This window comes from Yoonia sp. 67-2 (genome assembly GCF_035117555.1).
GTDB lineage: Bacteria > Pseudomonadota > Alphaproteobacteria > Rhodobacterales > Rhodobacteraceae > Yoonia.
The window spans coordinates 1-21,987 of the sequence record NZ_JAYKPK010000003.1; the positions used below are offsets into that span (position 1 = coordinate 1).

Consider the following 21,987-nt stretch of genomic DNA (forward strand, 5'->3'; position numbering starts at 1 on the left):
TGAAAAGTGATTTATATGTTTATGTTCTGGAACATGTTTTATACTTTGTGTTGCCAATATTGTATATTCCTTCTTGTGTATGTGTTTTGTTTTATTTGATGTTCTGATAGTTGCATTATGGTTTCCATTTGTTTTCACAATGATTTATGTTATTTTGACAATATAATTCCATAGGCCCAGCAGCTGAAGCTGTTCCTTGTTCCTTTGAAGCTTTCCAATCGGGCCAACCCTGATCGGTGTTTTTTTCTTCAAATTATTTTGGGATTCACTGTTTCGGCATAATTCCGATTCAGTGATGGAATAATAACATTTCCAATGCTATTACACAAGAAGAAAGAGATGCGAGGCGGCATCAAAATTCAAATTCTATTTTTAACCCAAGACGACGCCGTAATTCTCTTGTCAATAAATCATCTAATTCCGCAAGGGCATCTTTTTCGGACTCAAAAACTACAGCCCATCGGTCATAGTGCATGTTCGCCTTGCGAATATTCTTTAAGCAATTGATCAGTGCGTCTGTCGAGAAGTCACGATTGAAGTGTTTCTGGCGATAGTAGAAATTTTCAGTCTTTCGGCAGAACTTACGGGAAAATTCCCGATAGCTCTCCACAACGCCTTCCCTAATCAGAGTGTTTGCAGTTCGTTCCAATAAATTCAAATAATTCACCTCCTTTACAACCAGCCATATTTTTATTTATGCTTGCCACGGCAAGATGATTTTTTGATGCCGGAAAGAGTTTTTTAGGGGTGGGCTTCAGCGGACGGTTAGTGGTTGCATTGGCGTGACTGCGGAATGCACAGCAAGCGTCTGCAATTGCTTAGCCTTGTCTTGTGCTGGTGATATAAGTTAATTAAAAAGCCCTGAATTCCGCAACGGAACTCAGGGCAAGCTACTGCTCATCACTTCAAGGGGTCACTATCGCCATGCGAGTTCAACGTTCCAGTAATATTCATCGCCAGCCTCAATAATGCTGTAAGTGATGGCTCGCGAGGCACCCCGTGCATCAACAACTGTAGCCGAACACTGCCGCGTTGAAGTGTCCTGCGAACTTACCTCGCGAATGCCATTAATTTGTGCCACTAGACCGCCCATCACAAACGGAATGGTAGGGTAAATCTCCCTAATCATTGCTTGAGATATGGTGCTATCACAACTCGGTATGCCAGCACCAAAGTAGACGTAGTTTGGAAGATAATTGACTGCTGTGGTTCCCACCACAAACGACACAATCCATCCTGCAAAAGGCCAAAGCCCTAACCCTGTCCTTCGCCCCCTCATGAAGATGTAGACAGGAACCAGGAACAATGCCCAGAAGATAAGACCTTTTGCGTTTTCTACCCTTCCGGCATTACTGATCAACCTTTGGTCTCTAGTTGCAATCGTGGCATTGACTATCCAGTAAAGGATAAAGAACCCGCTTACTAGATCGGGGCGTTGTTCGAGTGTGAACAATTCAACTGGAATCATCAAGATCGGCACAAGGATCAACAAGATGAGCCATCCAAGCGGGATTGCATTCAGCGGAATAGGTGGCGGCGAGCTTGGGTCCAACAGCAGCTCTGTTGTGTGAAGTTCCCGCCATTTACTCCCAAACGCTTCGTTCCAAACTAATGTTGTATCCGACACTTCACCTTGCTTGTGCAGTTTCTGAAGGTCATCCTTTTGAACAGGCCCGACCTTGAGACCATTTTCAATATAATAGTATGACGTATCTGGTGTTTCAAATCTTAAACTCTCTTGACTTTGCAACCCTTCATCCTTTCTTCGTTTGTCAATCTCGGTCTGAGTGAGAGGTTCGAACTTTTTATTCTTATTAAAATGCCGTATAAGAAGCCAAACGAAGATCAGAATTATTGCCAGCGGCACCATCCTTACAAAATTAACCAGTATTAGATCGGACATCCATCCCCCGGACCGTTAGCCCACAACGGTGCTGTGTGCGTTCCTATTTTCGGTACTGCACCAGTGTAGCTCCCAAACCAGAACCAGAAATAATGCTCATTCGGTCTATAATTCTATCTTTTGGTTGGATTTCGACCTATGGATAGCCACCCCAAGACTTGAAACCACACTTTCCCCTTCCCAAGTCCGCCTTCACAGGAACAAGCGTGGAATCTGGATGGGGCATCAGGGTAGCACGACCGTTTTTTACGCACTGGAACTTGCGAAATCGGCCCAGATTGCAGGAAGCTTCCCTCGACAGGTGCAAGAGCTTGCAGGGGCACTTGCCCCTAAGGTTATGGTCATCTTTCAGGGTGCTTATGGTGCCATCTACCTGCTGACCCAGCCTGCCCGAAGGCATGTGTGGAACGCCTACCTTGCTACTATCCCCACCAAGCGGTTGCTTTCGGATCAGGGAGACGCCATCAGGCAGAATTTGCTGCACTTTGCATCCCACACGCTGATTACCGATGCTTACGGCAGCTGTCCCAAAGGCTACCTTGCCCTACTGAAGCGACTCCCCCACCGTGCTGCATCACGACAGTTTTACAGTGATCTGCACCAGCTGTTGGCTGACAGACCCGATCTTGCTATGCCACTGTGTAATGTGAAGCGGATCAACCATGATCTGGTGCGGCTGCTGCTGGACCTTCCCCACGATCTGCGGTGTGTGAAGGTGGCCCAAGCCTTTGGCAGCCCCAGCGGCTACGATAACTTCATGGTGGCATACGCACGGCTGACCAGTAGGGACACCCCTTCCGCCGATGTGATCAGGCAGTTGAAGGGCGGTGCCAAGCCCGGTCGGCTCATCGTGGGCCTGTATGAGACAGCCCCACTGCCAGCACCGTTCTTGCGGAACAACGAACGTAGCCAGCATCTGGGCACAGCACGCGAACTGTTGAAGGCTGCACGAGATTTCAAGAATTGCTTGGCGAACTGGATCACCGAAGCCCATCATAACCAGAGCCAGTATTACCGGGCACGGCTGGCCGATGGCACCTTTGCCGTTCTTGAGATCAAGAATGATGCACCAGCTGGCTGGCGGTTCGGTGATCTGAAGGGCAAGGACAACGCTGATGTGGCCCCCGAACTAACCACGGAAATGCGTGGGTATCTGAACGGGTTCGGGGTCCATCACGGCAGCAGCATCCATAACCTTATCCGTCGAGCAGAAAGATCCTGTGCCGGTGTTGATGACAGTGACCTTTCGATCTTCGAACTGGATGATTTCTGAACCGCACCCGCTGATTACCGAATCGGTTTGGGAGAATAGACGAACGAAATTAAAAGCGAAATTTTCGCTATCTGATCCCTGGTCGATACTAATTAAAACTTAACCGCGATTGACGAGCCGGACTGCCCGCAAGCTTTTGGCATATATGCGTAAAATCCGCACCAACATATTTTCCATTCCCATACGTGGAGGGGGTTTGACAGGTGCACAGAAATCTACGAAGACCGCTTTTCAGAAAGGCGGACTAAGCATGCATCAAACATCTTGAATTAGCTTATGCTGCCCCGAAACAGTAGAAGGAATAAATATGGGAAAGACTAGTAATAAGCTCAGTAGTACAGACATAAAAAACCTTGCGATAGGTCAATCAGCTTATGGCAGTAATTTGCGGGCGGCACGCAACAAATCTGGAATTACGTTCTATGCCTGCTTCACTATAGATGGTGAACGCTACATGCATCGCCTTAGTAAGAATACACAGCTTAACTTTACCGATGCTATTCGGGTGGCAGCCGAATATCGGGCAAAGATGGAACGCGAACATGAACTAAAGCGTGACGGCGGGGTAGAATCCGATATGACCCTAAACGAAGCCGTGCCAATGTATATGGATTACCTACATCGTTATACCGCAAAGCATACACGGTTTAAGGAGGGGCACTTTCGGAACCACATCTTACCTGTGCTGGGCGATCTGAAAATCCGCCAAATTAACAGCCATAAGATGCAAGACTTCTTGGGAACTGTTTTGCAGAAGGGTGTTCAGCCAGCGACGGTCAACCGCATCAAGGCATCCTTGGATGCTTTCTATAAGTATGGCGTTGGTCAAAGTTGGGTGCAACGAAAGCCATATTCAGTAGAAAGCCTGACTGAGGAACCTAAACGAAAATATCGCATTCCCGAAGATCATCAAAAAGCGATGTTGGCAGCAGCTCAAGAACCGGACCAAAACCCATTGATCTATCTGTTCCTAGTGATTGGTTTCGGTGTTGGGATGCGGCACACAGAAATTCTGAACATACGCTGGGAAAACATTGATTGGGAAACGGGGAACATCTGGATGCCCCAGACGAAAACTGGGGCAAGGGAGCAGGCCACAACGGAACTGATTATGGAAGAGCTTTCAAAACTGAAGCTGCGAACAGGGGCCGAACACGGTTTCGTTTTCGCATCAAAAAAGAGCACCACTGGACGGATTGACAGGATGCACAAGGCTTTCAGCCGCGTATGCAAAGCTGCAGGGGTTCCGGAAACCTACACGCCACATTTCATGCGGCATACTTGTGTTTCAGAGTTGGTAGCGGAGGGCTGCCCAAATGATTTGGTGATGCACTTCACCGGCCACAAGACCGCCAAGATGGTCTCATACTATGCTCATATGAAAGGCACGAAGGCTGTTTCTGACGTGCGTACGCGTAGGGGACGAAATGTTGTCGCTGATTCTTCATCTTGCTAAACCGGCACCAATTTCACCAGTTTGAGGCACCCCATCATCGGGTGCCTTTTTTGTTCCGTGCGGGCTGTAAGCGTGGCGACACTGTAGAACGTACCCTGACCGTAGCCATGCACGTTCGGTCGAAAGCACCAAATATGCACAGCGGTACGAAAATATACATAAACTTATCTCTACCTAAAAGCTAAGTAACTGATTTATAATGTTTTTATGGTGCCCAGGGGCGGAATCGAACCACCGACACGAGGATTTTCAATCCACTGCTCTACCCCTGAGCTACCCGGGCACCGGGATGGATATTTCCATCGGGTAGCGGCGTTCTAGACGCAGCCCGCGCGGGTGTCCAGAGGGAAATCAGGGTTAATGTCGTTTCCCGTCATCATCTTGGATAGGGTCGGTTTCGCCGTCTTCGGCATCGTCTTGCCCGGCAGGAATGGCGTAGCTGCCGGTCAGCCATTTGCCCAGATCGACATCGGCGCAGCGTTTGGAACAGAACGGGCGAAAGGCTTTATCTGTCGGCCGGTCGCAGATCGGGCAGGCCATTACAGACGCCTCAGCAGATCGGTGGGCAGGGGCAGCCGTTCGCGTTTGCGTTGCAGTTCGAACAGGCCCATCGGCGTCCAGCCAACCAGCGATGTTTCGACCGGATCGTTCTTGAACGACGCGCGAAGCGATTGTTCGACCTGTTTGCGATGCGCCTTGGAGATTGAGACGAAATCAACGCTGATCTGCCCACCAAGACCCCGCAGCCGCAGCGCACGGGGCAGGGCGCGGGCGGCGGCCAGATTGGCCTTGAGTGCGGCAGCAGGCGAGGTGTCGCTGCCGGTGTTCACATCGACAGCGATCAGCGCGCGGGTTGGTTCGACATACATCTGGCCTTCGCCCAGTGGCACCAGGGCGTGCCCAAGAGCTGCGATCTGATCCAGCACGCCGCGCGCGGCGAAACCGCCCGGTTCGGTCACAATCTCGCTCGCGCCGGTCCAGTCGCGCCAGGCCAATACATGCGGGCTGTCGCCTTCGGTCAATGCTTCTGGCTGGTCGCCGGTGGCATCGGCCAGCACAGTTTCGGCAAGGTCCAGCATGGCGGTGATGTCATCGGCAATCTCGGCCGGATCGGCATCTTCGCAGGATGATCGCAGGATCAGACCATGGTCGCCTTCATGCACCTCATGCGCGATGGCCAGCAGAGTGTCGCGGATATCCTCATCCACGATCTGGCGCGAGATGTTCAGGCCGGGCTTGCCCGGTGTGATGATGGCATAGCGGCTTTTGAACAGCACGCGGTCGGTGACTGGTACGGCCTTGGCCCCTTCGGCAAAGCCTGTCACCTGCACCAGCAGAGGCTGGCCTTGGCGCAGGCCCTTGCCCGCCCGCAGAAACGCTGTGCCGCCTTCGGGAAGGCGCAGCATCATGCCGCCTTGGCCCTTGATCGGGCGGTCGCAGATCGCACGGTAGATCGCGCCGGGGCGGGGCGCATCGGGCTGGTCGATCAGCAGATCGTCCAACTGGCCATCGACCAGATAGGCCGCGGCTTCCAGCCCGTTGATATGGTCGAGGATGATGCTGCGGCCCTTCATGGGATATCCTTGTAAAGCGGGTAACCGGCGGCGGTCAAAAGCCCTGCGGTTTCGGTCAATGGCAGGCCGACGATGCCGGTGTAGGAGCCGTTGATCCACGGGATGAATGCACCGGCAGGCCCCTGGATCGCGTAGCCGCCCGCCTTGCCCTGCCAGTCATTGCTGGCCAGATAGGCGTTCACTTCGGCATCCGAGAGTTGTTTGAAGGCCACCGTGCTTTGCACATCGCGCAGCCATGTCTTGGTGCCGCGTTTCACAGCGATGGCGGTGATGACCTTATGCCGCCGCCCGGACAGGGCGTAAAGAAATGCCGCCGCTTCGCCTGCATCACTGGGCTTGCCCATGATCCGCCGCCCGAGTGCCACAGTGGTATCGGCACAAAGCACGACGGTATTGTCATCCGCTGGGATCGCCGCCAGCTTTTCCGCCGCGATCCGTTTGACGTAATCGCGGGGCAATTCGGCCTTGCGGACGTCTTCGTCAATATCGGGCGGCTGCACGGCATCGGGCACCACACCAAGCTGCGCCAACAATTCCAGTCGCCGGGGCGAGCCGGAGCCGAGGATCAGTCTGAGCGTGGTGTCCGGGGGCAGGGTGGTCATGGCGCAACATCCGTAACCGTGGAAGGGGCGCATTTCGCTTTTCGCAAAACGCTTACCCTTGCTGCGTGAAACTGGGTTTCACGTTACTTAAAGCGGTAATTGATCCGACCTTTGGTCAAATCATAGGGGGTCATTTCGACCTGCACCTTGTCGCCTGCCAGAACCCGGATGCGGTTCTTGCGCATCTTGCCTGCCGTATGCGCGATGATCTCATGGCCGTTTTCCAGCTCGACCCGAAACGTCGCGTTTGGCAGCAGTTCTTTCACGACACCTGGGAATTCGAGCAGTTCTTCCTTGGCCATGTGATCTCCTGTATATCTCATCCGCTGTTTGCGGACCGCTGCTAAATGCGCCTCTGCGCCGCGATTTTCAAGGGGAAATATGGCCCTGCGGCGAATGGGGGCCGCGTTAGGGTGCGCTGTCACTGATTGCCGGGCCAAAACGTGCCACCAGCCGGTCATAAATCTGGTCACGGGCCTGTCTGTAAAGCGCGAGCCGCGCTTCGCGGCTGTCGCCCATGCCGGTCGGGTCAAGGATCGGCCAATATTCGACATCCATGTGAAAGAACTGCGTCAGATCAAGCGCCCGGCGCTGGCTGGCGGGGGACAAGGCCAGCACCAGATCGAAGGATGACAGATCATCGCCCCATTGTTCCATCTCATCGAAAGAGCGGGAGCGGTGTCGTGATACCTCTACCCCGATCTCAGAACAGACGGTGATGGCAAAACCGTCGATTTCCATGTCGTTCTTGACGCCGACCGACTGGACATAGCAGCGGGTGCCGTAGAGTTTTTTCATAATCCCTTCGGCCATCGGGGACCTGACAGAATTATGGTCGCAACAAAATAGGACCGATTGGGGCAGGGGGGCGAATGTGGCGTCTGTCGGCACATCAGCCCCCAAAATGCAGCACGCAGATCAGGGTGAACAGCCGCCGCGCGGTGTCATTGTCAACCACGGCCTTGCCGTCCAGCCGTTCCTGCAAGACCCGCGCGCCTTCGTTATGGATGCCGCGCCGTGCCATATCGATGGTTTCGATCTGGCTGGGGGGCAGGGTTTTGACCGCGTCGAAATAGCTTTCGCAGATCTGGAAATAATCCTTCACAACCTGCCGGAACGGGCCAAGCGACAGATGGAAGGCGCCTGCCGGGCTGCCATCCTCTTGCTGGATATCGAAGACCAGCCGCTTTTCGCGGATCGACAGACCCAACTGATAGGGGCCGGGCGGCACCTCGCGGTCGTCGCGGGGGGGCATGGCAAAGCTGTTGTTTTCCAGCAGATCGAACAGGGCGACTTTGCGCTCCTGATCGATCTCTGGTGTCGGCGCGGGCAGGCCGCTGTCGTCGAGGATGATATTGATGATGCGCGGCATCCTATTCCCCCCGGTTCAGCCGGTCGAGCCTTGCGCGCACGGATAATCCATGCGCCTGCAAGCTTTCCGAACGTGCCAGCCGTTCGGCTGCCGGGCCAATGGCGGCCAGCGCCTCGGGTGTCATGCGTGACAAGGTGGTGCGTTTGATAAAGTCCATCACTGATAACCCACTGGAAAAACGCGCCGACCGGGCTGTGGGCAGCACATGGTTCGGCCCGCCAATGTAGTCACCGATTGCTTCCGGTGTCCAACTGCCAATGAAGATCGCACCGGCATGGGTGATTTTTGTGGCGAGTGTGTCAGCATCGGCCGTGCAAAGTTCCAGATGTTCCGGCGCGATCCGGTCGGAGAGGGTGACAGCCTCATCCAAATCCCGGACCGTGATGATCGCGCCGAAATCACGCCAGCTTGCCCCCGCAATCGCGCGGCGTTCCAGCGTTTGCAGGCGCTTGTCGACGGCCTCCGCCACTTTGCGCCCGAAATCGGCATCATCGGTGATCAGCAAGGATTGCGCGCTTTCGTCATGTTCGGCCTGCGACAGCAGGTCCAGCGCGATCCAGTCGGGGTCATTATCCTTATCCGCGATCACCAAAATCTCCGATGGCCCGGCGATCATATCAATCCCGACCTTGCCGAATACCCGCCGTTTCGCGGCGGCGACAAAGGCGTTGCCGGGGCCGGTAATCTTATCCACCGGCGGAATCGTCTGGGTGCCATAGGCCAGCGCCGCAATCGCCTGCGCGCCGCCGATGCGGTAGATTTCATCCACACCCGCGATCTGTGCGGCCATCAGGACCAGCGGATTGGTCACGCCATCCGGTGTCGGCACGACGATGGCCAGACGTTGCACACCCGCCACCTTGGCCGGGATCGCATTCATCAGCACCGATGACGGATAGCTGGCTAACCCGCCGGGCACATAAAGCCCCGCCGCCGATACCGGCGTCCAGCGCCAGCCGAGTGTGGCACCCGTTTCATCCGTCCAGCTTGCGTCGTCCGGCATCTGGCGGCTGTGATAGGCGCGGATACGGTCGGCGGCCATTTCCAGCGCGGCGTGGTCTTCATCCGACACCAGCGCGCATTCGGCGGCGATTTCTTCGGGGGTGAAGCGCAATGTGTCGGGCGTCAGATCCAGCCGGTCAAAGCGGGATGTCAGCTCAATCACAGCCGCATCGCCGCGCGTACGCACATCGGCGATGATTTCGGCCACGATATGATCCACATCGGGGCTGTCTTCGCGTTTGGCCCCCAGCAGGGCGGTAAAGCGGGCCTCAAAATCGGAATCACTCGTGGACAGGAATTGCGGCATGGATGTCTCCTTTATCGCAAGGGACATAGCGGGGTCACCGCGCCGCTTCAATGGTGTCAGTCAGGGTGACGTGGTGCCTTGCCAGACGGGGCGGCATAGGGGCGGGTCACATCGCGAAGCAAAACTTCCAGCGCTTCGACTTCTAGTGCCACGGCACCGTCGCCCGCCAGCACCAGTTCGATGCGGCCTGCGCCTTCGGCAGCGGGGGCGAAAGAGATCGACAGCAGCGAACAGACCAGATCTTTATCCGCCTTGTCGATGCCTTGGGTCTGCACGGCCATCACATCCTCAAACGCCAGCACGGATTGCACGCGTTCGGCGCTTTGCTGGCCATCTTCCCAACGGAACCGGTTCACCAGCAGCGCAAAGCGGCGCGCCTTGCGGTCCCAGCGCATCTCAGCGACCGGGAATACCGCATCCTGCGTGATTGCCGCGATCACGGCCAGATCATCAGCATCCAGCGCGCGCAGGCGCAGGGGTTTGTCGGCACCGTCCTTGAAGCTGGCGTCTTGTGTCATGACGAAACCCGTTCGATATTCGCACCCACGGCGCGCAGCTTTTCCTCGACGTGCTCATAACCGCGATCAAGGTGATAGACGCGGCTGACCAGCGTTTCCCCTTCGGCCGCCAGCCCGGCAAGGATCAGCGAGACCGACGCGCGCAGATCCGTCGCCATCACCGGCGCGCCTTTGAGGCGGTCAACGCCAGTCACTGTTGCGGTGCCACCCTGCACCTCGATCTTGGCGCCCATGCGGATCAGTTCAGGGGCATGCATGAAGCGGTTCTCGAAAATCTTTTCTTCCAGCACCGATGTGCCATCCGCCGTGCAAAGCATCGCCATCATCTGCGCCTGCAGATCGGTAGGGAAACCGGGGAAGACAGCCGTGGTGACATTGACGGCGCGCGCGCGGCTGCCGTTGCGTTTGACCAAAATACCGTCCGGCGTCTCCGACACATCGACACCCGCCTCGGCCAGTTTTTCGGCAAAACTAGCGACCAGATCCATCCGGCCCCCCAGACATTCGACTTCGCCCCCGGCAAAGACCGGGGCCAGCATATAAGTGCCGAGCTCGATCCGGTCCGTGACCACCGGATGGGTCGCCGCACCCAGCCGGTCCACCCCGTCAATCGTGATCGTGCTGGTGCCTTCACCCTCGATCTGCGCGCCCATGCGGCGCAGACATTGGGCAAGATCGACAATCTCCGGTTCGCGCGCGGCGTTTTCGATGATCGTGGTGCCTTTGGCCAAAGTCGCGGCCATCAACACATTCTCGGTCGCGCCGACAGAGGCAAAGCGCAGCGCGACACGTGCGCCTTTCAGCCCGCCTTTGGCGGTGGCATGCAGATAGCCGTCCTTGAGTTCAATCGTGGCACCCATCGTTTCCAAGGCAGTCACGTGAATATCCATCGGCCGCGCGCCAATCGCACAGCCACCGGGCAAAGACACAATCGCCTGATGATGCCGCGCCAGCAGTGGCCCCAGCACCAGATTGGAGGCGCGCATTTTGCGCACAATCTCATAATCCGCGCGGGTGGAGGTCATCGCATGCGAGGACAGCACCTGCACCTTGCCATCCTGCATGGACGTGACTTCCACCCCCAGCGATTGCAACAGCGCCGTCATCGTCTTGATATCCGACAGGCGCGGCGCATTGGTCAGGGTCAGCGGTTCCTCGGACAGCAATGTCGCGGGCATCAACGCAAGGGCGGCATTCTTGGCCCCGGCAATCTGAATCTTCCCATGCAGCTTGGTGCCGCCTTTGACCAAAATTGAATCCATGCTGCTTTATTCTTCCTGTTTGCTGCCCGCTGCCGCGGCCTTTGCGCGCGCCTGTGCCTTGCGTTTGGCCATATTGGCCTTGAGCGCGGCTTTCAACCGCTGTTCACGGGTCGTGGCAGGCTTGGCAGGTTGCGGCTTATCGTTTTTGTTGTCCATGACGACTGTGTTAGCAAACGGCGCAAAAACCGTCCAGAGAGGGCTTGCACCGACCCGCGATTGCCGCTAATCCCCCGCCTCACGGATGCTGTGGTAGCTCAGTGGCAGAGCACACCCTTGGTAAGGGTGAGGTCGAGAGTTCAATCCTCTCTCACAGCACCATCTTTTACGATAATTGCGTGGTTTGATTCATCAACGCGTTGCGCCCGGCTTGCGACAGGTTTTTGCACGCAAGGTTCCGCATTCTACCGTTCGTGCGACCAGCGGTTTTCTGGAGATCTAGGGCAGCGGGGCTTGCCCTAGCCGCCCGTCACGTCAGCCACGGCCAGTTCCGCCATTTTCAAGGCCGCGTCCCGCGTTGTCGCCACCGCGATAAAGCGACCATTATGGCAGAATTTGGCACCTGACACGCCCGATGCCTGTTCAAGTGCCGCATCGGTCAGGCCAGCCCAGGCTGCTGGCAGGTCGGCGCGGTTTTCAAAACTGTCGCCGCTTTTTCGGATCGCGGTCAGGGCCCAATCGTCATCGCGTGGGTGGATGACGAAGAGCAGATGATCCGCGCCGGTCTTTTCCACAGCAGAGCGGAACGGCATGCCCATGGGCAATTCCAGGATCGGCGATGGGCCTGCTGCCGTGATCGCGGTGGTCACCACTGCTGCTGCGCGGGCTTTGGCTGCTTTGCCTCTGATTGATGCTTCAACGAAGGCCCGCGCTATGGGCAGGGCCGCCATGAAGGCGGCGTCGTCGACATCTGCGCCGCGCGCGTCAAATTCTGGTTTGAGCGATTCCAGCAGGACGGGCAGGGTCAGGCCACCAAGCGGACCTGCAACCGAAGGTTCCAAAGCGCCATTGTCGATCAGGTCAACCGGCAGAACAAAGCCCTGGTCAAAGCTGTGATGAATTGCGTCAAGATCATCTTCTGGAACGGCCATGGCGCGTAGATAATCATGGCCGAAATGATGCCAGATCAGCCCGAATGAACTGTAGGGCTGACCGTCATCGCGCAGCGGGTTTGGCCGTTGATGGTGATCAAAGATCCCGGCATCTGCGGTGTAATCCCGTCCCACGTCATAGATGATTTTGCCGTCGCCCGGCGTGATCCATGCCGCGTCGCGCGACCGGATCACCTTTGCATCCGGGAACAGACGGGTCAGGATCACCGAGGACAGCAATTCATCCGCGTGAAAGCCGCCGGAATGGGTGACCAGATGGGTGACAGACAATGCCTTAATGCGTCCACACCCCACGCCGGTTGGTCGCGAAATTTTCGCCATAGCCGCCGGGGCGGATGTTGACCTTGCGCGGCTTTGGTTCCTGAACCACCGCGTCGATGCCGTGGTGGCGGGCATAATCGAGTGCGGCTTCTTTGCTGTCGAAATGCATCCGCACCTGCGCTTGTGTATCTGACGATGAGGTCCAGCCCATCAGCGGATCAATCGCGCGCGCACTTTCGGCCACATGCTCCAGCACCCAATCATGGGTTTTCGCCGTGCCGGATGACATGGCGGTTCTGGCTGGCTTATAGATTCGTGCGCGCATCTTTTCTGGCCCTTTCGTCTGTAATCTTCATATGCGCAAAAGACGGGGATTTCGCAAGCCCTGCCTATGTCGCATCAGGCCCATTCGCCTTGCCGCATCACAGGCACGATCTCGCCTGTTTTAGTGATGCCGTCGATATCGACGCGGTCCGACCCGATCATCCAGTCGACATGGATCAGGCTTTGGTTGCCGCCCTTTTGCTGCAATTCATCGGCTGAATATTCCGACCCGCCGGTGATTGTATCGGCATAGCATTGCCCCAGCGCGATATGGCAGGAGGCGTTTTCGTCAAAGAGCGTGTTGTAGAACAAGACCCCGGATTGGCTGATCGGGCTGGAATGCGGGACCAGCGCCACCTCACCAATCCGGCAAGCGCCATCATCTGTTTGCAGCAGGGATTTCAGTACCGCCTCGCCCTTGGTGGCGGAGGCTTCGACAATCCGCCCCGCCTCAAACCGGACCTTGATGTTTTCGATGACATTGCCCTGATGCGCCAAAGGTTTGGTCGCCGATACCGTGCCGTCGACCTTATAGGCATGCGGGCAGGTGAACACCTCTTCAGTCGGGATATTCGGCTGGCAGACCACGCCGTTGAGCGCGGGTGATGCGCCGCCTTTCCAGATATGCCCATCGGCCAGACCCAAAGTCAGGTCGGTGCCGGGGCCGGTATATTTCAGCGCCGCGAAATCATGATCGTTCAGCCATTTCACCCGCTTTTTCAGTTCTGTCGTGTGATCTGCCCAATTCGCCACCGGATCATCGCCGTCCAGACGCGAGGCGGCATAGATCGCATCCATCAGCTTGCCTTGGGCTTCTTCCACCGGCAGGTCGGGGAACACGCGCGCTGCCCAACCGGCACCGGGGAAGGCGACGATGTTCCAATTCACCTCGAACCCGACAATCGGGGCCATGGCGGGTTTGGCGGCGATGGATGTGGCCTTGGACAGACGCGCGACCCTCGCAGGGTCTTGGTCTGCCAGCAGCATCGGGTCGTCGCCGGTGATCGCCATGCGCGCGGCGCCGCCTTTATAGGCTGCGGCCAAACCTTCGTAGAACCATGCCGGCGCGCGGTCGAAACTGGCATCCTCGGCGTTTTCATAACGCGCCAAGGTGATCGCCTCATCCGTAAAGAATGGCATCACGATGCCCGCGCCCGCCTTATAGGCATGCACAGTGATTGCGCGGACCAGATCAATCGCGGACAAAGGTGCGGTAATCACCAGATCCTGCCCCTTTTGCAGGTTCACGCCGGTGCGCACGGCGACTTCGGCCAAGCGGTCGAGTTTCACGGGATCAATGGACATAACTTACCTCTTTTGCGTTTGACGCGACCTTAGGCCAGTGGCGGCCCTTGATCCAGTGACCAAAGACAACAACTATGGGTTAACCAAAGGAATCCCCGCCATGGCCTATGCCCAGACTGACAAGTCGCCCGCACCGCAGTTCCTGTCCAATCCCGCCCCGGATGTGCGCACGCGCGACAAGATGGAAGGCGGCAAAAGATTCGTGCTGAAGACTGAATTTGAACCGGCAGGCGACCAGCCCACCGCGATTGCCGAACTCAGCGCCGGGATTCTGGCGGGTGAACGCGATCAGGTCCTGCTGGGTGCGACCGGCACCGGCAAGACATTTACCATGGCCAAGATGATCGAACAGACCCAGCGCCCGGCGATCATCCTTGCCCCGAACAAGACCTTGGCCGCGCAATTATATGGCGAATTCAAGGGATTCTTTCCCGACAATGCGGTCGAATATTTTGTTAGCTATTATGATTACTATCAGCCAGAAGCCTATGTCGCCCGGTCCGATACCTATATTGAAAAGGAATCGCAGATCAACGAACAGATCGACCGGATGCGCCATTCGGCCACCCGCGCTTTGTTGGAACGCGATGATGTGATCATCGTCGCCTCGGTGTCCTGCATCTATGGTATCGGGTCGGTCGAAACTTACGGTGCCATGACGCAGGATATTCATGCGGGCCAATCCTATGACCAGCGCCAGATCATCGCCGATCTGATCGCGCAGCAATACCGGCGCAATGATGCGGCCTTCCAGCGCGGCACGTTCCGGGTGCGCGGCGATAGTCTTGAGGTGTGGCCCGCCCACCTTGATGATCGCGCGTGGAAATTGTCGTTTTTTGGTGAAGAATTGGAAAGCATCACCGAATTCGATCCGCTGACCGGCACCAAAACCGGCATGTTCGACAAGGTCCGCATCTATGCAAATTCCCATTACGTCACGCCGAAACCGACGATGCAGCAGGCCATTATCGGCATCAAGAAAGAGCTGCGGATGCGGCTTGACCAACTCGTCGCCGAAGGCAAGCTGCTGGAAGCACAGCGCCTTGAACAACGCACCAATTTCGATCTGGAGATGTTGGAGGCGACAGGCGTCTGCAACGGGATCGAAAACTATTCCCGCTATCTGACCGGCCGCGCGCCGGGTGAACCGCCGCCGACCCTGTTTGAATTCATCCCTGATAACGCCATCGTTTTCGCCGATGAAAGTCACGTCAGCGTGCCGCAGATCGGCGGCATGTATAAGGGTGACTTTCGGCGCAAGATGACGCTGGCCGAACATGGCTTCCGACTGCCGTCCTGCATGGACAACCGCCCGCTGAAGTTTGAGGAATGGGACGCGATGCGCCCGCAATCGGTGTTTGTGTCGGCTACGCCAGCGGCTTGGGAAATGGAACAGACGGGGGGTGTTTTCACCGAACAGATCATTCGCCCGACCGGGTTGATCGATCCGATGATCGAAATCCGCCCGGTGGAGACGCAGGTCGATGATCTGCTGGATGAGGTCCGCAAGGTCGCTGCCGCTGGCTATCGCACGCTTGTGACGACGCTGACCAAACGCATGTCCGAAGACCTGACCGAATATATGCATGAACAGGGCATCCGCGTGCGCTATATGCACAGCGATATCGACACGATTGAACGGATCGAAATCCTGCGCGATTTGCGTTTGGGCGCCTTTGACGTGCTGATCGGGATCAACCTGCTGCGCGAAGGCCTCGACATTCCCGAATGTGGGCTGGTCGCCATTCTTGACGCGGATAAGGAAGGCTTCCTGCGGTCAGAAACCTCGCTTGTCCAGACCATCGGGCGGGCGGCGCGGAATGCCGAAGGTCGGGTGATCATGTATGCCGACCGGATCACCGGCAGCATGGAACGCGCGATGAACGAAACCGAACGCCGGCGGACCAAGCAACTTGCCTATAACGAAGAACATGGGATCACGCCGACGACGGTGAAAAAGAATGTCGAGGATATTCTGGCGGGCCTTTACAAGGGCGACGTGGATATGAACCGCGTCACCGCCAAGATCGACAAAGGTCGCGGTGGTGGCAATATCCAGACTGTCATCGACGGTATCCGCACCGATATGCGCAAAGCCGCCGAGAACCTTGAATTCGAAGAGGCCGCGCGGTTGCGCGATGAGTTGAAACGGCTGGAAGCGGTGGAACTCGCCATAGCCGATGATCCGCTGGCGCGGCAACAGGCGGTAGACAAGGCGGTTGACGACGCCTCCCGCGCGTCTGGGCGCAGCACGGGTGGACGTGGCGGGATGCGCGGCGGGAAAAGCCGGTATGGTGGGAAGAAATGATGGTACGCATTCATGCGCACCGCACCCCTTCACCCCACCAACATCGGCCATAATGACCCGACCAACAACAAAGCCATCGTCACATTGAACACCCGCAACCGCCGCGCGGTGCCCAGCCAGCGCCGGACCTGCACGCCGATCCAGGCCCAGATCGTGACGGCGGGCAGATTCGTTGCGGCAAAGACCGCCGCCACCATCAGCGACCCCACCACAATGCCGCGATCCTGCGGCGCATAGGCGCTGATCGCGGTAATTGCCATGAACCAGGCCTTGGGATTGACCCATTGAAACGCCGCCGCCTGCAGAAAGGTGAAGGGTTTGCCCGTGACCGCCTTCGCCTCTGGCGGGACGGCGTTGGCGATTTTCCACGCCAGCCACAGCATATAGGCAGCGCTGACGATCTTCAGGATCAGGTTCAGCACTGGATAGGTCAAAAACACCCCTAACAGCACGATCCCCACCATGCTGACCATGAACGCATGGCCAAGCGATATCCCCAGCATATGCGGCACCGTCCGGCGCAGCCCATAATTGGCCCCCGACGCCAGCAGCATGACGTTATTGGGCCCGGGTGTGACGGAACTGGCAAAGGCAAAGCCGATAAGGGCGATCAAGATTTCATATGTCATGGCGCAATATTACGCGTGCTGTGACCGAATGAAATTGCCAAATTGCCGGGTATCCGCCATAATTTGCAACAAATGGCCAAATCTGACCCGATCACCGCGCGGATATTGCGCATCCTGTCGCAGGATGGCCGTATCAGCAATCTGCAACTGGCCGAACAGGTCGGGCTGTCCCCTTCCGCCTGTCTGCGCCGGGTGCAAGAGCTTGAACGCAGCGGCGTGATCACAGGCTATCGCGCCCGGCTTGATCCGGCCAAGACGCAGCGCGCCTATGTTGTCTATGTGGCAGTCGGCCTGTCGGAACATACCAAAGCCGCGCAGACCGGATTTGAACGCGCGATGCAGGGCGCCGATCAGGTGACCGAATGCCATAATGTCGCTGGGGCCTTTGAATTCATGCTCCGGGTCGAGGTGGCGGATTTGCCCGCCTATAAGGCGTTTCACACGGATATTCTGGGCACCGTGCCGCATGTGCGGTCGATCACCAGCTATATGGTCATGGGTTCGCCAAAGGACACGCGGGCGTGACCGCCACTGCTTTGAAACTGTGGAATGATTGACTTCGTGAAACATAGTGGCGCATGTCACGTCATTGTCTCATTTAGGGAAACGAACGCCCATGTTCACCCAAGTCATCAACCTCGACCGATCTGCCGACCGGCTGGCGGCGATTTCCCGCGATCTGCAGCTCTGCCTGCCTGAATGGCAAAGATTGCCGGCGATTGAACCTGATGCCGATTATGTCACGACCTTGCCGATCTATCACCGCGCCAAGGCGCGCAAGTATTTCGGCCGCGATCTGCGCCGTGGTGAGGTTGGCTGTTTTCAAAGCCATCGCGCGGCTCTTATGGCGCTGGTGCAAAGCGGCGCTGATCACGGTTTGGTGCTCGAAGATGATGTGATCCTGACCCGGCCAGCGGTCGATGCGATCATCGCGGCTGTGGCTTTGCTTGACGCGCGCGATCCTGACTGGGCCTGTGTCAATCTGGTGCATGCGCAGGTCCTGCGCCGCCGCCATTTTGCCGCGATCGGCGGGCATGACCTGTGGCGATCCTATCAATTTCCACTTCTGACCTCGGCGCTGTTGTGGCGCAGGGATAAGGCGGTGGCCTTTCTGGAATGGACGGCGACGACAGGCATCTATGCGCCGGTCGATAACCAGTTGCGCGATTGGATCAGCCTTGGCAACAAAGGCTATGCTTTTGATCCGCCGCCGGTGGGGCTACGCGCCTTTGACAGCACGATCCAGGTCGCGGAGCAGGCGTCAACCGTGCCCGCGCATTCCAATAAATTCACGATTCATGAAATCCGGCAAAAGCTGCCGCTTTATTGGCGCAGTTACCGCGACCACTTGCTGCATCGCTGATCAAATCCATCCTGCGGACATAAAAAAACGGCCATGCCCGGGAGGAGGTGGGCATGACCGTTCTATGATCAGCGCCTCCTTGCGTCTCGGGAGGAGAAGAAGCAAGGCGCGTCCTCGCTGGTATTGCCCGGGAGGAGGTGGGCGCAACCAGCGGTATATCGGTTCCAACCCGGGAGGAGGTGGGCGGTTCCGAAACTTGTGTCTTAAAGTGGCGGCACCCGGGAGGAGGTAGGTGCCGCCACTTTAATGTTGGCCCGCTGCCTTGGGAGGAGGTAGGGCGGGGCCAGTCAGATCTGCCTTTTCAGGGAGGAGGCAGCAGATCCGATTTCTGAATTCATTTGCCGTAGGCGGCTTCCATTGCGATGAACCGGATGTCAGACCGGGACAGGCCCAGATCAGCCAGGTCGCGGTTCGACAACGACTGCAGTTCCCGCAGGGTTGTCAGGTAGACTTTGCGCTTTGCCAGCTTGTCTGCCAGATTGACACGGAAGCCTGACAGGCGCTCAACGAAGGATGTATTCGCTGGGAATGTGATGTTGAATGTTGTCATTTTGCTACTCGTCTTTTCTGTCTTAGTGGCTGTCTTGCCGTTCTCTTGTGACCAATATGTATGATGATGCTGCGCTTGCACAATGGCCGAATGGGCAATGCTGCTATGCAGAAAGTGCATAAGTATTGCTGACCTAATGTCATCTTTTTGTTGCAAAACTAGGCAGGCGGGGTGATCCCCTTGCGCATTGCTCAAAACATGCCAGAACATGATGAAAAAATTAGCGAAATTGAAACGGAGGTGCTGAAATGGCCCTGGATCGCGACGACATTTTAAAAGCTTTGGCGCGGATCACTTTGCCCGATGGCGGTGATATTGTAGCGCGCGATATGGTGCGTGCATTGACCATTGACGGTGACAAAATCCGATTCGTCATAGAGGCAGCCACCCCGGCAGAAGCAGCAGATCTTGACCCTGTCCGCCGCGCTGCCGAAGATATCCTGCGTGCCATGCCGGGGGTCGGATCGGTCTCGGCCATTCTGACAGCGCATGGCCCCGCGCAGAAACCGGCCGCACCGCCATCGTTGAAAGTCGGTCGTCATCCTACACCACAGGCAGGCCCCGCCAAGGTCAGCGGCGTGGACCGGATCCTCGCCATCGCATCAGGCAAAGGCGGGGTGGGCAAATCCACGGTCTCATCCAACCTCGCCGTCGCTTTGGCGCGGCAGGGGCGGCGTGTCGGCCTGCTTGATGCGGATATCTATGGCCCCAGCCAACCGCGGATGATGGGCGTGAACAAGCGCCCGGCCAGCCCCGATGGCAAGACGATCATCCCGTTGCAGGCGCATGGCGTCACGATGATGTCGATCGGTCTGATGATGGACCCGGACAAGGCTGTCGTCTGGCGCGGCCCGATGCTGATGGGTGCTTTGCAGCAGATGCTGGGGCAGGTGGCCTGGGGCGAGCTTGACGTGCTGATCATCGATCTGCCTCCCGGCACCGGCGATGTGCAACTGACCCTGTGTCAGAAAACCGAACTGACCGGCGCAATCGTGGTCAGCACGCCGCAGGATGTGGCGCTGCTGGATGCGCGCAAAGCGCTGGATATGTTCAAGACGCTGAACACGCCCGTGCTGGGCCTGATCGAGAATATGTCCACCTACATCTGCCCCAATTGCGGGCATGAGGCGCATATCTTCGGCCATGGCGGTGTCGCGACCGAGGCTGACCGCATTGGTGTGCCGTTCCTTGGCGCTTTGCCGCTGGATCTGGACACAAGGCTGGCCGGTGATGCGGGCACGCCCATTGCGGCAGGCGAATCGCCCATGGCCGAGGCTTATGCGACCCTCGCCCGCCGTCTGGTTGATGGCGGCATGGCGTGATCACGATTCGTCGGGCGGTTGCGGAGGATTTCGACAGCCTCTGGCCAATCCTGCGCGATGTGTTTCGCGCAGGCACCACCTATGCGGTCGATCCCGCAATCAACCGGGAGGCCTGCTCTGATTACTGGATGACCCAGCCTGCCGCGACTTTTGTGGCGCATGAAGGTGACCGGATACTTGGCACCTACTACATCCGCACCAACCAGCCGGGCGGCGGCGCGCATATCTGCAATTGCGGATATATCGTCGCCCCCGATGCGCGCGGGCAGGGGCTGGCGGCCATGATGTGCGCGCATAGTCAGGATCAGGCCCGCGCCATGGGCTATCTGGCGATGCAGTTCAATTTCGTGCTGGCGAGCAATACCGGCGCGGTGCACCTGTGGCATAAACTGGGCTTCGTGACGCTTGGCACGATCCCCGATGCCTTCCGCCACCCTGATCTGGGCCTTGTCGCGGCGCATGTCATGTATAAGGCGCTGCGCGATCCGGAGTGACCGGGAATTCATGGAACGCTCACGATTCCGAATCAATTCGTGAGGCAATGTGAACGCTTCGTAGGGTTACCGTCGGAAAGCCGTAGGTTTTTCTCGCCGCGATGCGATTTTTCTGCATCAATCCCCTGCGGGTTGAAAACACAGCATATAGTTATAATAAGTCAACAATGCGCTATATATGCGCTGACTTTGCCAGATTTCTACCAAAGACCTGAGGCCTTTTCGTCAATCCTGCCCATCAAGTTCCATGAAATCCCAAAAAATGGTTGATCGCCCTTGCTGCTGATGGCACAACAAGGACAAGGTGATGCCGGACACGACAACAATGGGGCGAAGTAAGAACCCCAACCGGCAAAAAGCAGGTTTCATACAGGCTTCGGCAGCACCAAAAACGATCCGACGCGTGAGCGAGCAGACATCCCCCCAGGTGGCACGCGTAGTCGGACACACCCAGAGATGGGGCGAGGATGGCGGATTGTGCAGTGGCAGCAGCGCAATCCGCCGTTTTCACATCCGGGACATGGTTCCCGGCGGGCAGTAGGGACGTAGGGCGTGGATCTGAGTTTTACCGGCGAACACACCCAGAAGGTGGACAGCAAGGGACGCATGTCGATCCCGGCTGATTTTCGTCGCGTGCTTGAACAGGGTGATCCTGAATGGAACTCTGAACGCACCCCACGCATGTACCTGCTATATGGTGACCACCTCAAAAACGAATTGCACGGCTATACCGTCGCCGAATTCGGCAAGGTCGTGGATCAGATCAACGCCTTGCCGCGCGGGTCGGACCGCAAGAAAATCCTGTCGCGGCTGATCATCGGCCAGTCGATCCGTCTGGATGTGGACAAAGACGGGCGCACCGTCATGCCGATCAAGCAGCGCCAGAAGCTGGGCATCACCGATGGTGAACTGACCTTCAGCGGTCTTGGCGATCATTTCGAAATCTGGAAAGCGGAAACCTTTGACGCGCAAGTGTCCGAAAGCGTTGCCGCCTATCTGGCGGAACAGCCCGATGGCTTTGATCCGCTGGCCTTGCTGGATGAATAGGGGCGC

Annotated in this window: 25 protein-coding genes and 2 tRNA genes; 9 read left to right on the plus strand and 18 right to left on the minus strand. The window is 57.1% G+C overall.

Annotated elements, in window-relative coordinates; genetic code table 11:
• Positions 1–352: 352 nt before the first annotated feature.
• A complete protein-coding gene (locus VOY09_RS05400) occupies positions 353–658 on the minus strand; it encodes a hypothetical protein (protein ID WP_322893380.1) in 306 nt (101 codons plus the stop codon).
• A gap of 258 nt (positions 659–916) precedes the next feature.
• Positions 917–1,903, minus strand: a complete 987-nt coding sequence (locus VOY09_RS05405; protein ID WP_322893381.1) for a DUF4339 domain-containing protein — start codon at positions 1,901–1,903, stop codon at positions 917–919.
• 217 nt (positions 1,904–2,120) lie between these two features.
• On the opposite strand from VOY09_RS05405, the gene VOY09_RS05410 reads away from it, so the two are divergent.
• Together VOY09_RS05410 and VOY09_RS05415 are read left to right on the plus strand one after the other, a co-directional pair.
• A complete protein-coding gene (locus VOY09_RS05410; protein ID WP_322893382.1) occupies positions 2,121–3,176 on the plus strand; it encodes a hypothetical protein in 1,056 nt (351 codons plus the stop codon).
• A gap of 307 nt (positions 3,177–3,483) precedes the next feature.
• Positions 3,484–4,632: a tyrosine-type recombinase/integrase gene (locus VOY09_RS05415; protein WP_322893383.1), complete on the plus strand. Its 1,149-nt coding sequence runs from the start codon at positions 3,484–3,486 to the stop codon at positions 4,630–4,632.
• A gap of 208 nt (positions 4,633–4,840) precedes the next feature.
• Here VOY09_RS05415 and VOY09_RS05420 read toward each other — a convergent pair.
• The 11 genes from VOY09_RS05420 to VOY09_RS05470 all read right to left on the minus strand — a co-directional run bounded on the left by VOY09_RS05420 (position 4,841) and on the right by VOY09_RS05470 (position 11,425).
• Positions 4,841–4,915, minus strand: a tRNA-Phe gene (locus tag VOY09_RS05420).
• Positions 4,916–4,989: 74 nt separating this feature from the next.
• Positions 4,990–5,172 (minus strand): DNA gyrase inhibitor YacG, encoded by a 183-nt coding sequence (locus tag VOY09_RS05425; RefSeq protein WP_322893384.1) that lies wholly within the window; start codon positions 5,170–5,172, stop codon positions 4,990–4,992.
• Positions 5,172–6,206, minus strand: a complete 1,035-nt coding sequence (locus VOY09_RS05430) for a ribonuclease E/G (RefSeq protein ID WP_322893385.1) — start codon at positions 6,204–6,206, stop codon at positions 5,172–5,174. Before VOY09_RS05430 ends, VOY09_RS05425 begins: the two co-directional genes overlap by 1 nt.
• Positions 6,203–6,808 (minus strand): nucleoside triphosphate pyrophosphatase, encoded by a 606-nt coding sequence (locus VOY09_RS05435; RefSeq protein ID WP_322893386.1) that lies wholly within the window; start codon positions 6,806–6,808, stop codon positions 6,203–6,205. The genes VOY09_RS05430 and VOY09_RS05435 overlap by 4 nt, the downstream gene beginning before the upstream one ends.
• 83 nt (positions 6,809–6,891) lie before the next feature.
• Entirely contained in the window at positions 6,892–7,110 is a 219-nt protein-coding gene (infA, locus tag VOY09_RS05440; protein WP_007205486.1) for a translation initiation factor IF-1, read from the minus strand.
• A 106-nt stretch (positions 7,111–7,216) separates the two neighbouring features.
• Complete coding sequence (locus VOY09_RS05445) at positions 7,217–7,711, minus strand: low molecular weight phosphatase family protein (protein ID WP_322893387.1); 495 nt, start codon at positions 7,709–7,711, stop codon at positions 7,217–7,219.
• The gene (locus VOY09_RS05450) at positions 7,701–8,180 is read right to left on the minus strand and encodes a UPF0262 family protein (RefSeq protein WP_322893388.1); all 480 of its coding nucleotides are present in this window, start codon (positions 8,178–8,180) and stop codon (positions 7,701–7,703) included. The genes VOY09_RS05445 and VOY09_RS05450 overlap by 11 nt, the downstream gene beginning before the upstream one ends.
• A 1-nt stretch (position 8,181) precedes the next feature.
• The gene (hisD, locus tag VOY09_RS05455) at positions 8,182–9,489 is read right to left on the minus strand and encodes a histidinol dehydrogenase (protein ID WP_322893389.1); all 1,308 of its coding nucleotides are present in this window, start codon (positions 9,487–9,489) and stop codon (positions 8,182–8,184) included.
• 56 nt (positions 9,490–9,545) lie between these two features.
• The gene (locus VOY09_RS05460; protein ID WP_322893390.1) at positions 9,546–10,007 is read right to left on the minus strand and encodes a DUF2948 family protein; all 462 of its coding nucleotides are present in this window, start codon (positions 10,005–10,007) and stop codon (positions 9,546–9,548) included.
• Positions 10,004–11,269 carry a UDP-N-acetylglucosamine 1-carboxyvinyltransferase gene (murA, locus tag VOY09_RS05465; RefSeq protein WP_322893391.1) on the minus strand — a complete coding sequence of 422 codons (1,266 nt, stop codon included), beginning with the start codon at positions 11,267–11,269 and terminating at the stop codon, positions 10,004–10,006. The genes VOY09_RS05460 and murA overlap by 4 nt, the downstream gene beginning before the upstream one ends.
• Positions 11,270–11,275: 6 nt before the next feature.
• Positions 11,276–11,425 carry a hypothetical protein gene (locus VOY09_RS05470; RefSeq protein WP_322893392.1) on the minus strand — a complete coding sequence of 50 codons (150 nt, stop codon included), beginning with the start codon at positions 11,423–11,425 and terminating at the stop codon, positions 11,276–11,278.
• Between the two features lie 87 nt (positions 11,426–11,512).
• Here VOY09_RS05470 and VOY09_RS05475 point away from each other — a divergent pair.
• Positions 11,513–11,587, plus strand: a tRNA-Thr gene (locus tag VOY09_RS05475).
• 137 nt (positions 11,588–11,724) lie between these two features.
• Here VOY09_RS05475 and VOY09_RS05480 read toward each other — a convergent pair.
• From VOY09_RS05480 to VOY09_RS05490, 3 genes are all read right to left on the minus strand, one after another.
• Positions 11,725–12,648, minus strand: coding sequence for an MYG1 family protein (locus VOY09_RS05480; protein ID WP_322893393.1), 924 nt, complete (start codon positions 12,646–12,648; stop codon positions 11,725–11,727).
• A 4-nt stretch (positions 12,649–12,652) separates the two neighbouring features.
• Positions 12,653–12,964, minus strand: coding sequence for an ETC complex I subunit (locus tag VOY09_RS05485; RefSeq protein WP_322893394.1), 312 nt, complete (start codon positions 12,962–12,964; stop codon positions 12,653–12,655).
• Positions 12,965–13,038: 74 nt separating this feature from the next.
• Positions 13,039–14,268, minus strand: a complete 1,230-nt coding sequence (locus VOY09_RS05490) for an aminopeptidase (RefSeq protein WP_322893395.1) — start codon at positions 14,266–14,268, stop codon at positions 13,039–13,041.
• A 100-nt stretch (positions 14,269–14,368) separates the two neighbouring features.
• On the opposite strand from VOY09_RS05490, the gene uvrB reads away from it, so the two are divergent.
• The gene (gene uvrB / locus VOY09_RS05495; protein ID WP_322893396.1) at positions 14,369–16,576 is read left to right on the plus strand and encodes an excinuclease ABC subunit UvrB; all 2,208 of its coding nucleotides are present in this window, start codon (positions 14,369–14,371) and stop codon (positions 16,574–16,576) included.
• A gap of 29 nt (positions 16,577–16,605) precedes the next feature.
• On the opposite strand, the gene VOY09_RS05500 is transcribed toward uvrB, so the two are convergent.
• Positions 16,606–17,205 carry a LysE family translocator gene (locus tag VOY09_RS05500; RefSeq protein ID WP_322893397.1) on the minus strand — a complete coding sequence of 200 codons (600 nt, stop codon included), beginning with the start codon at positions 17,203–17,205 and terminating at the stop codon, positions 16,606–16,608.
• A 72-nt stretch (positions 17,206–17,277) separates the two neighbouring features.
• On the opposite strand from VOY09_RS05500, the gene VOY09_RS05505 reads away from it, so the two are divergent.
• Positions 17,278–17,730: an Lrp/AsnC family transcriptional regulator gene (locus VOY09_RS05505; protein WP_322893398.1), complete on the plus strand. Its 453-nt coding sequence runs from the start codon at positions 17,278–17,280 to the stop codon at positions 17,728–17,730.
• Between the two features lie 91 nt (positions 17,731–17,821).
• The gene (locus tag VOY09_RS05510; protein ID WP_322893399.1) at positions 17,822–18,568 is read left to right on the plus strand and encodes a glycosyltransferase family 25 protein; all 747 of its coding nucleotides are present in this window, start codon (positions 17,822–17,824) and stop codon (positions 18,566–18,568) included.
• 334 nt (positions 18,569–18,902) lie between these two features.
• On the opposite strand, the gene VOY09_RS05515 is transcribed toward VOY09_RS05510, so the two are convergent.
• Positions 18,903–19,118, minus strand: coding sequence for a DUF1127 domain-containing protein (locus VOY09_RS05515; RefSeq protein ID WP_322893400.1), 216 nt, complete (start codon positions 19,116–19,118; stop codon positions 18,903–18,905).
• 248 nt (positions 19,119–19,366) lie between these two features.
• Here VOY09_RS05515 and VOY09_RS05520 point away from each other — a divergent pair, with 248 nt between their 5' ends.
• The 3 genes from VOY09_RS05520 to VOY09_RS05530 all read left to right on the plus strand — a co-directional run bounded on the left by VOY09_RS05520 (position 19,367) and on the right by VOY09_RS05530 (position 21,981).
• The gene (locus tag VOY09_RS05520) at positions 19,367–20,440 is read left to right on the plus strand and encodes an Mrp/NBP35 family ATP-binding protein (protein WP_322893401.1); all 1,074 of its coding nucleotides are present in this window, start codon (positions 19,367–19,369) and stop codon (positions 20,438–20,440) included.
• Entirely contained in the window at positions 20,437–20,934 is a 498-nt protein-coding gene (locus VOY09_RS05525) for an N-acetyltransferase (RefSeq protein ID WP_322893402.1), read from the plus strand. Before VOY09_RS05520 ends, VOY09_RS05525 begins: the two co-directional genes overlap by 4 nt.
• Before the next feature lie 552 nt (positions 20,935–21,486).
• Entirely contained in the window at positions 21,487–21,981 is a 495-nt protein-coding gene (locus VOY09_RS05530) for a cell division/cell wall cluster transcriptional repressor MraZ (RefSeq protein WP_322893403.1), read from the plus strand.
• Positions 21,982–21,987 lie beyond the last annotated feature (6 nt).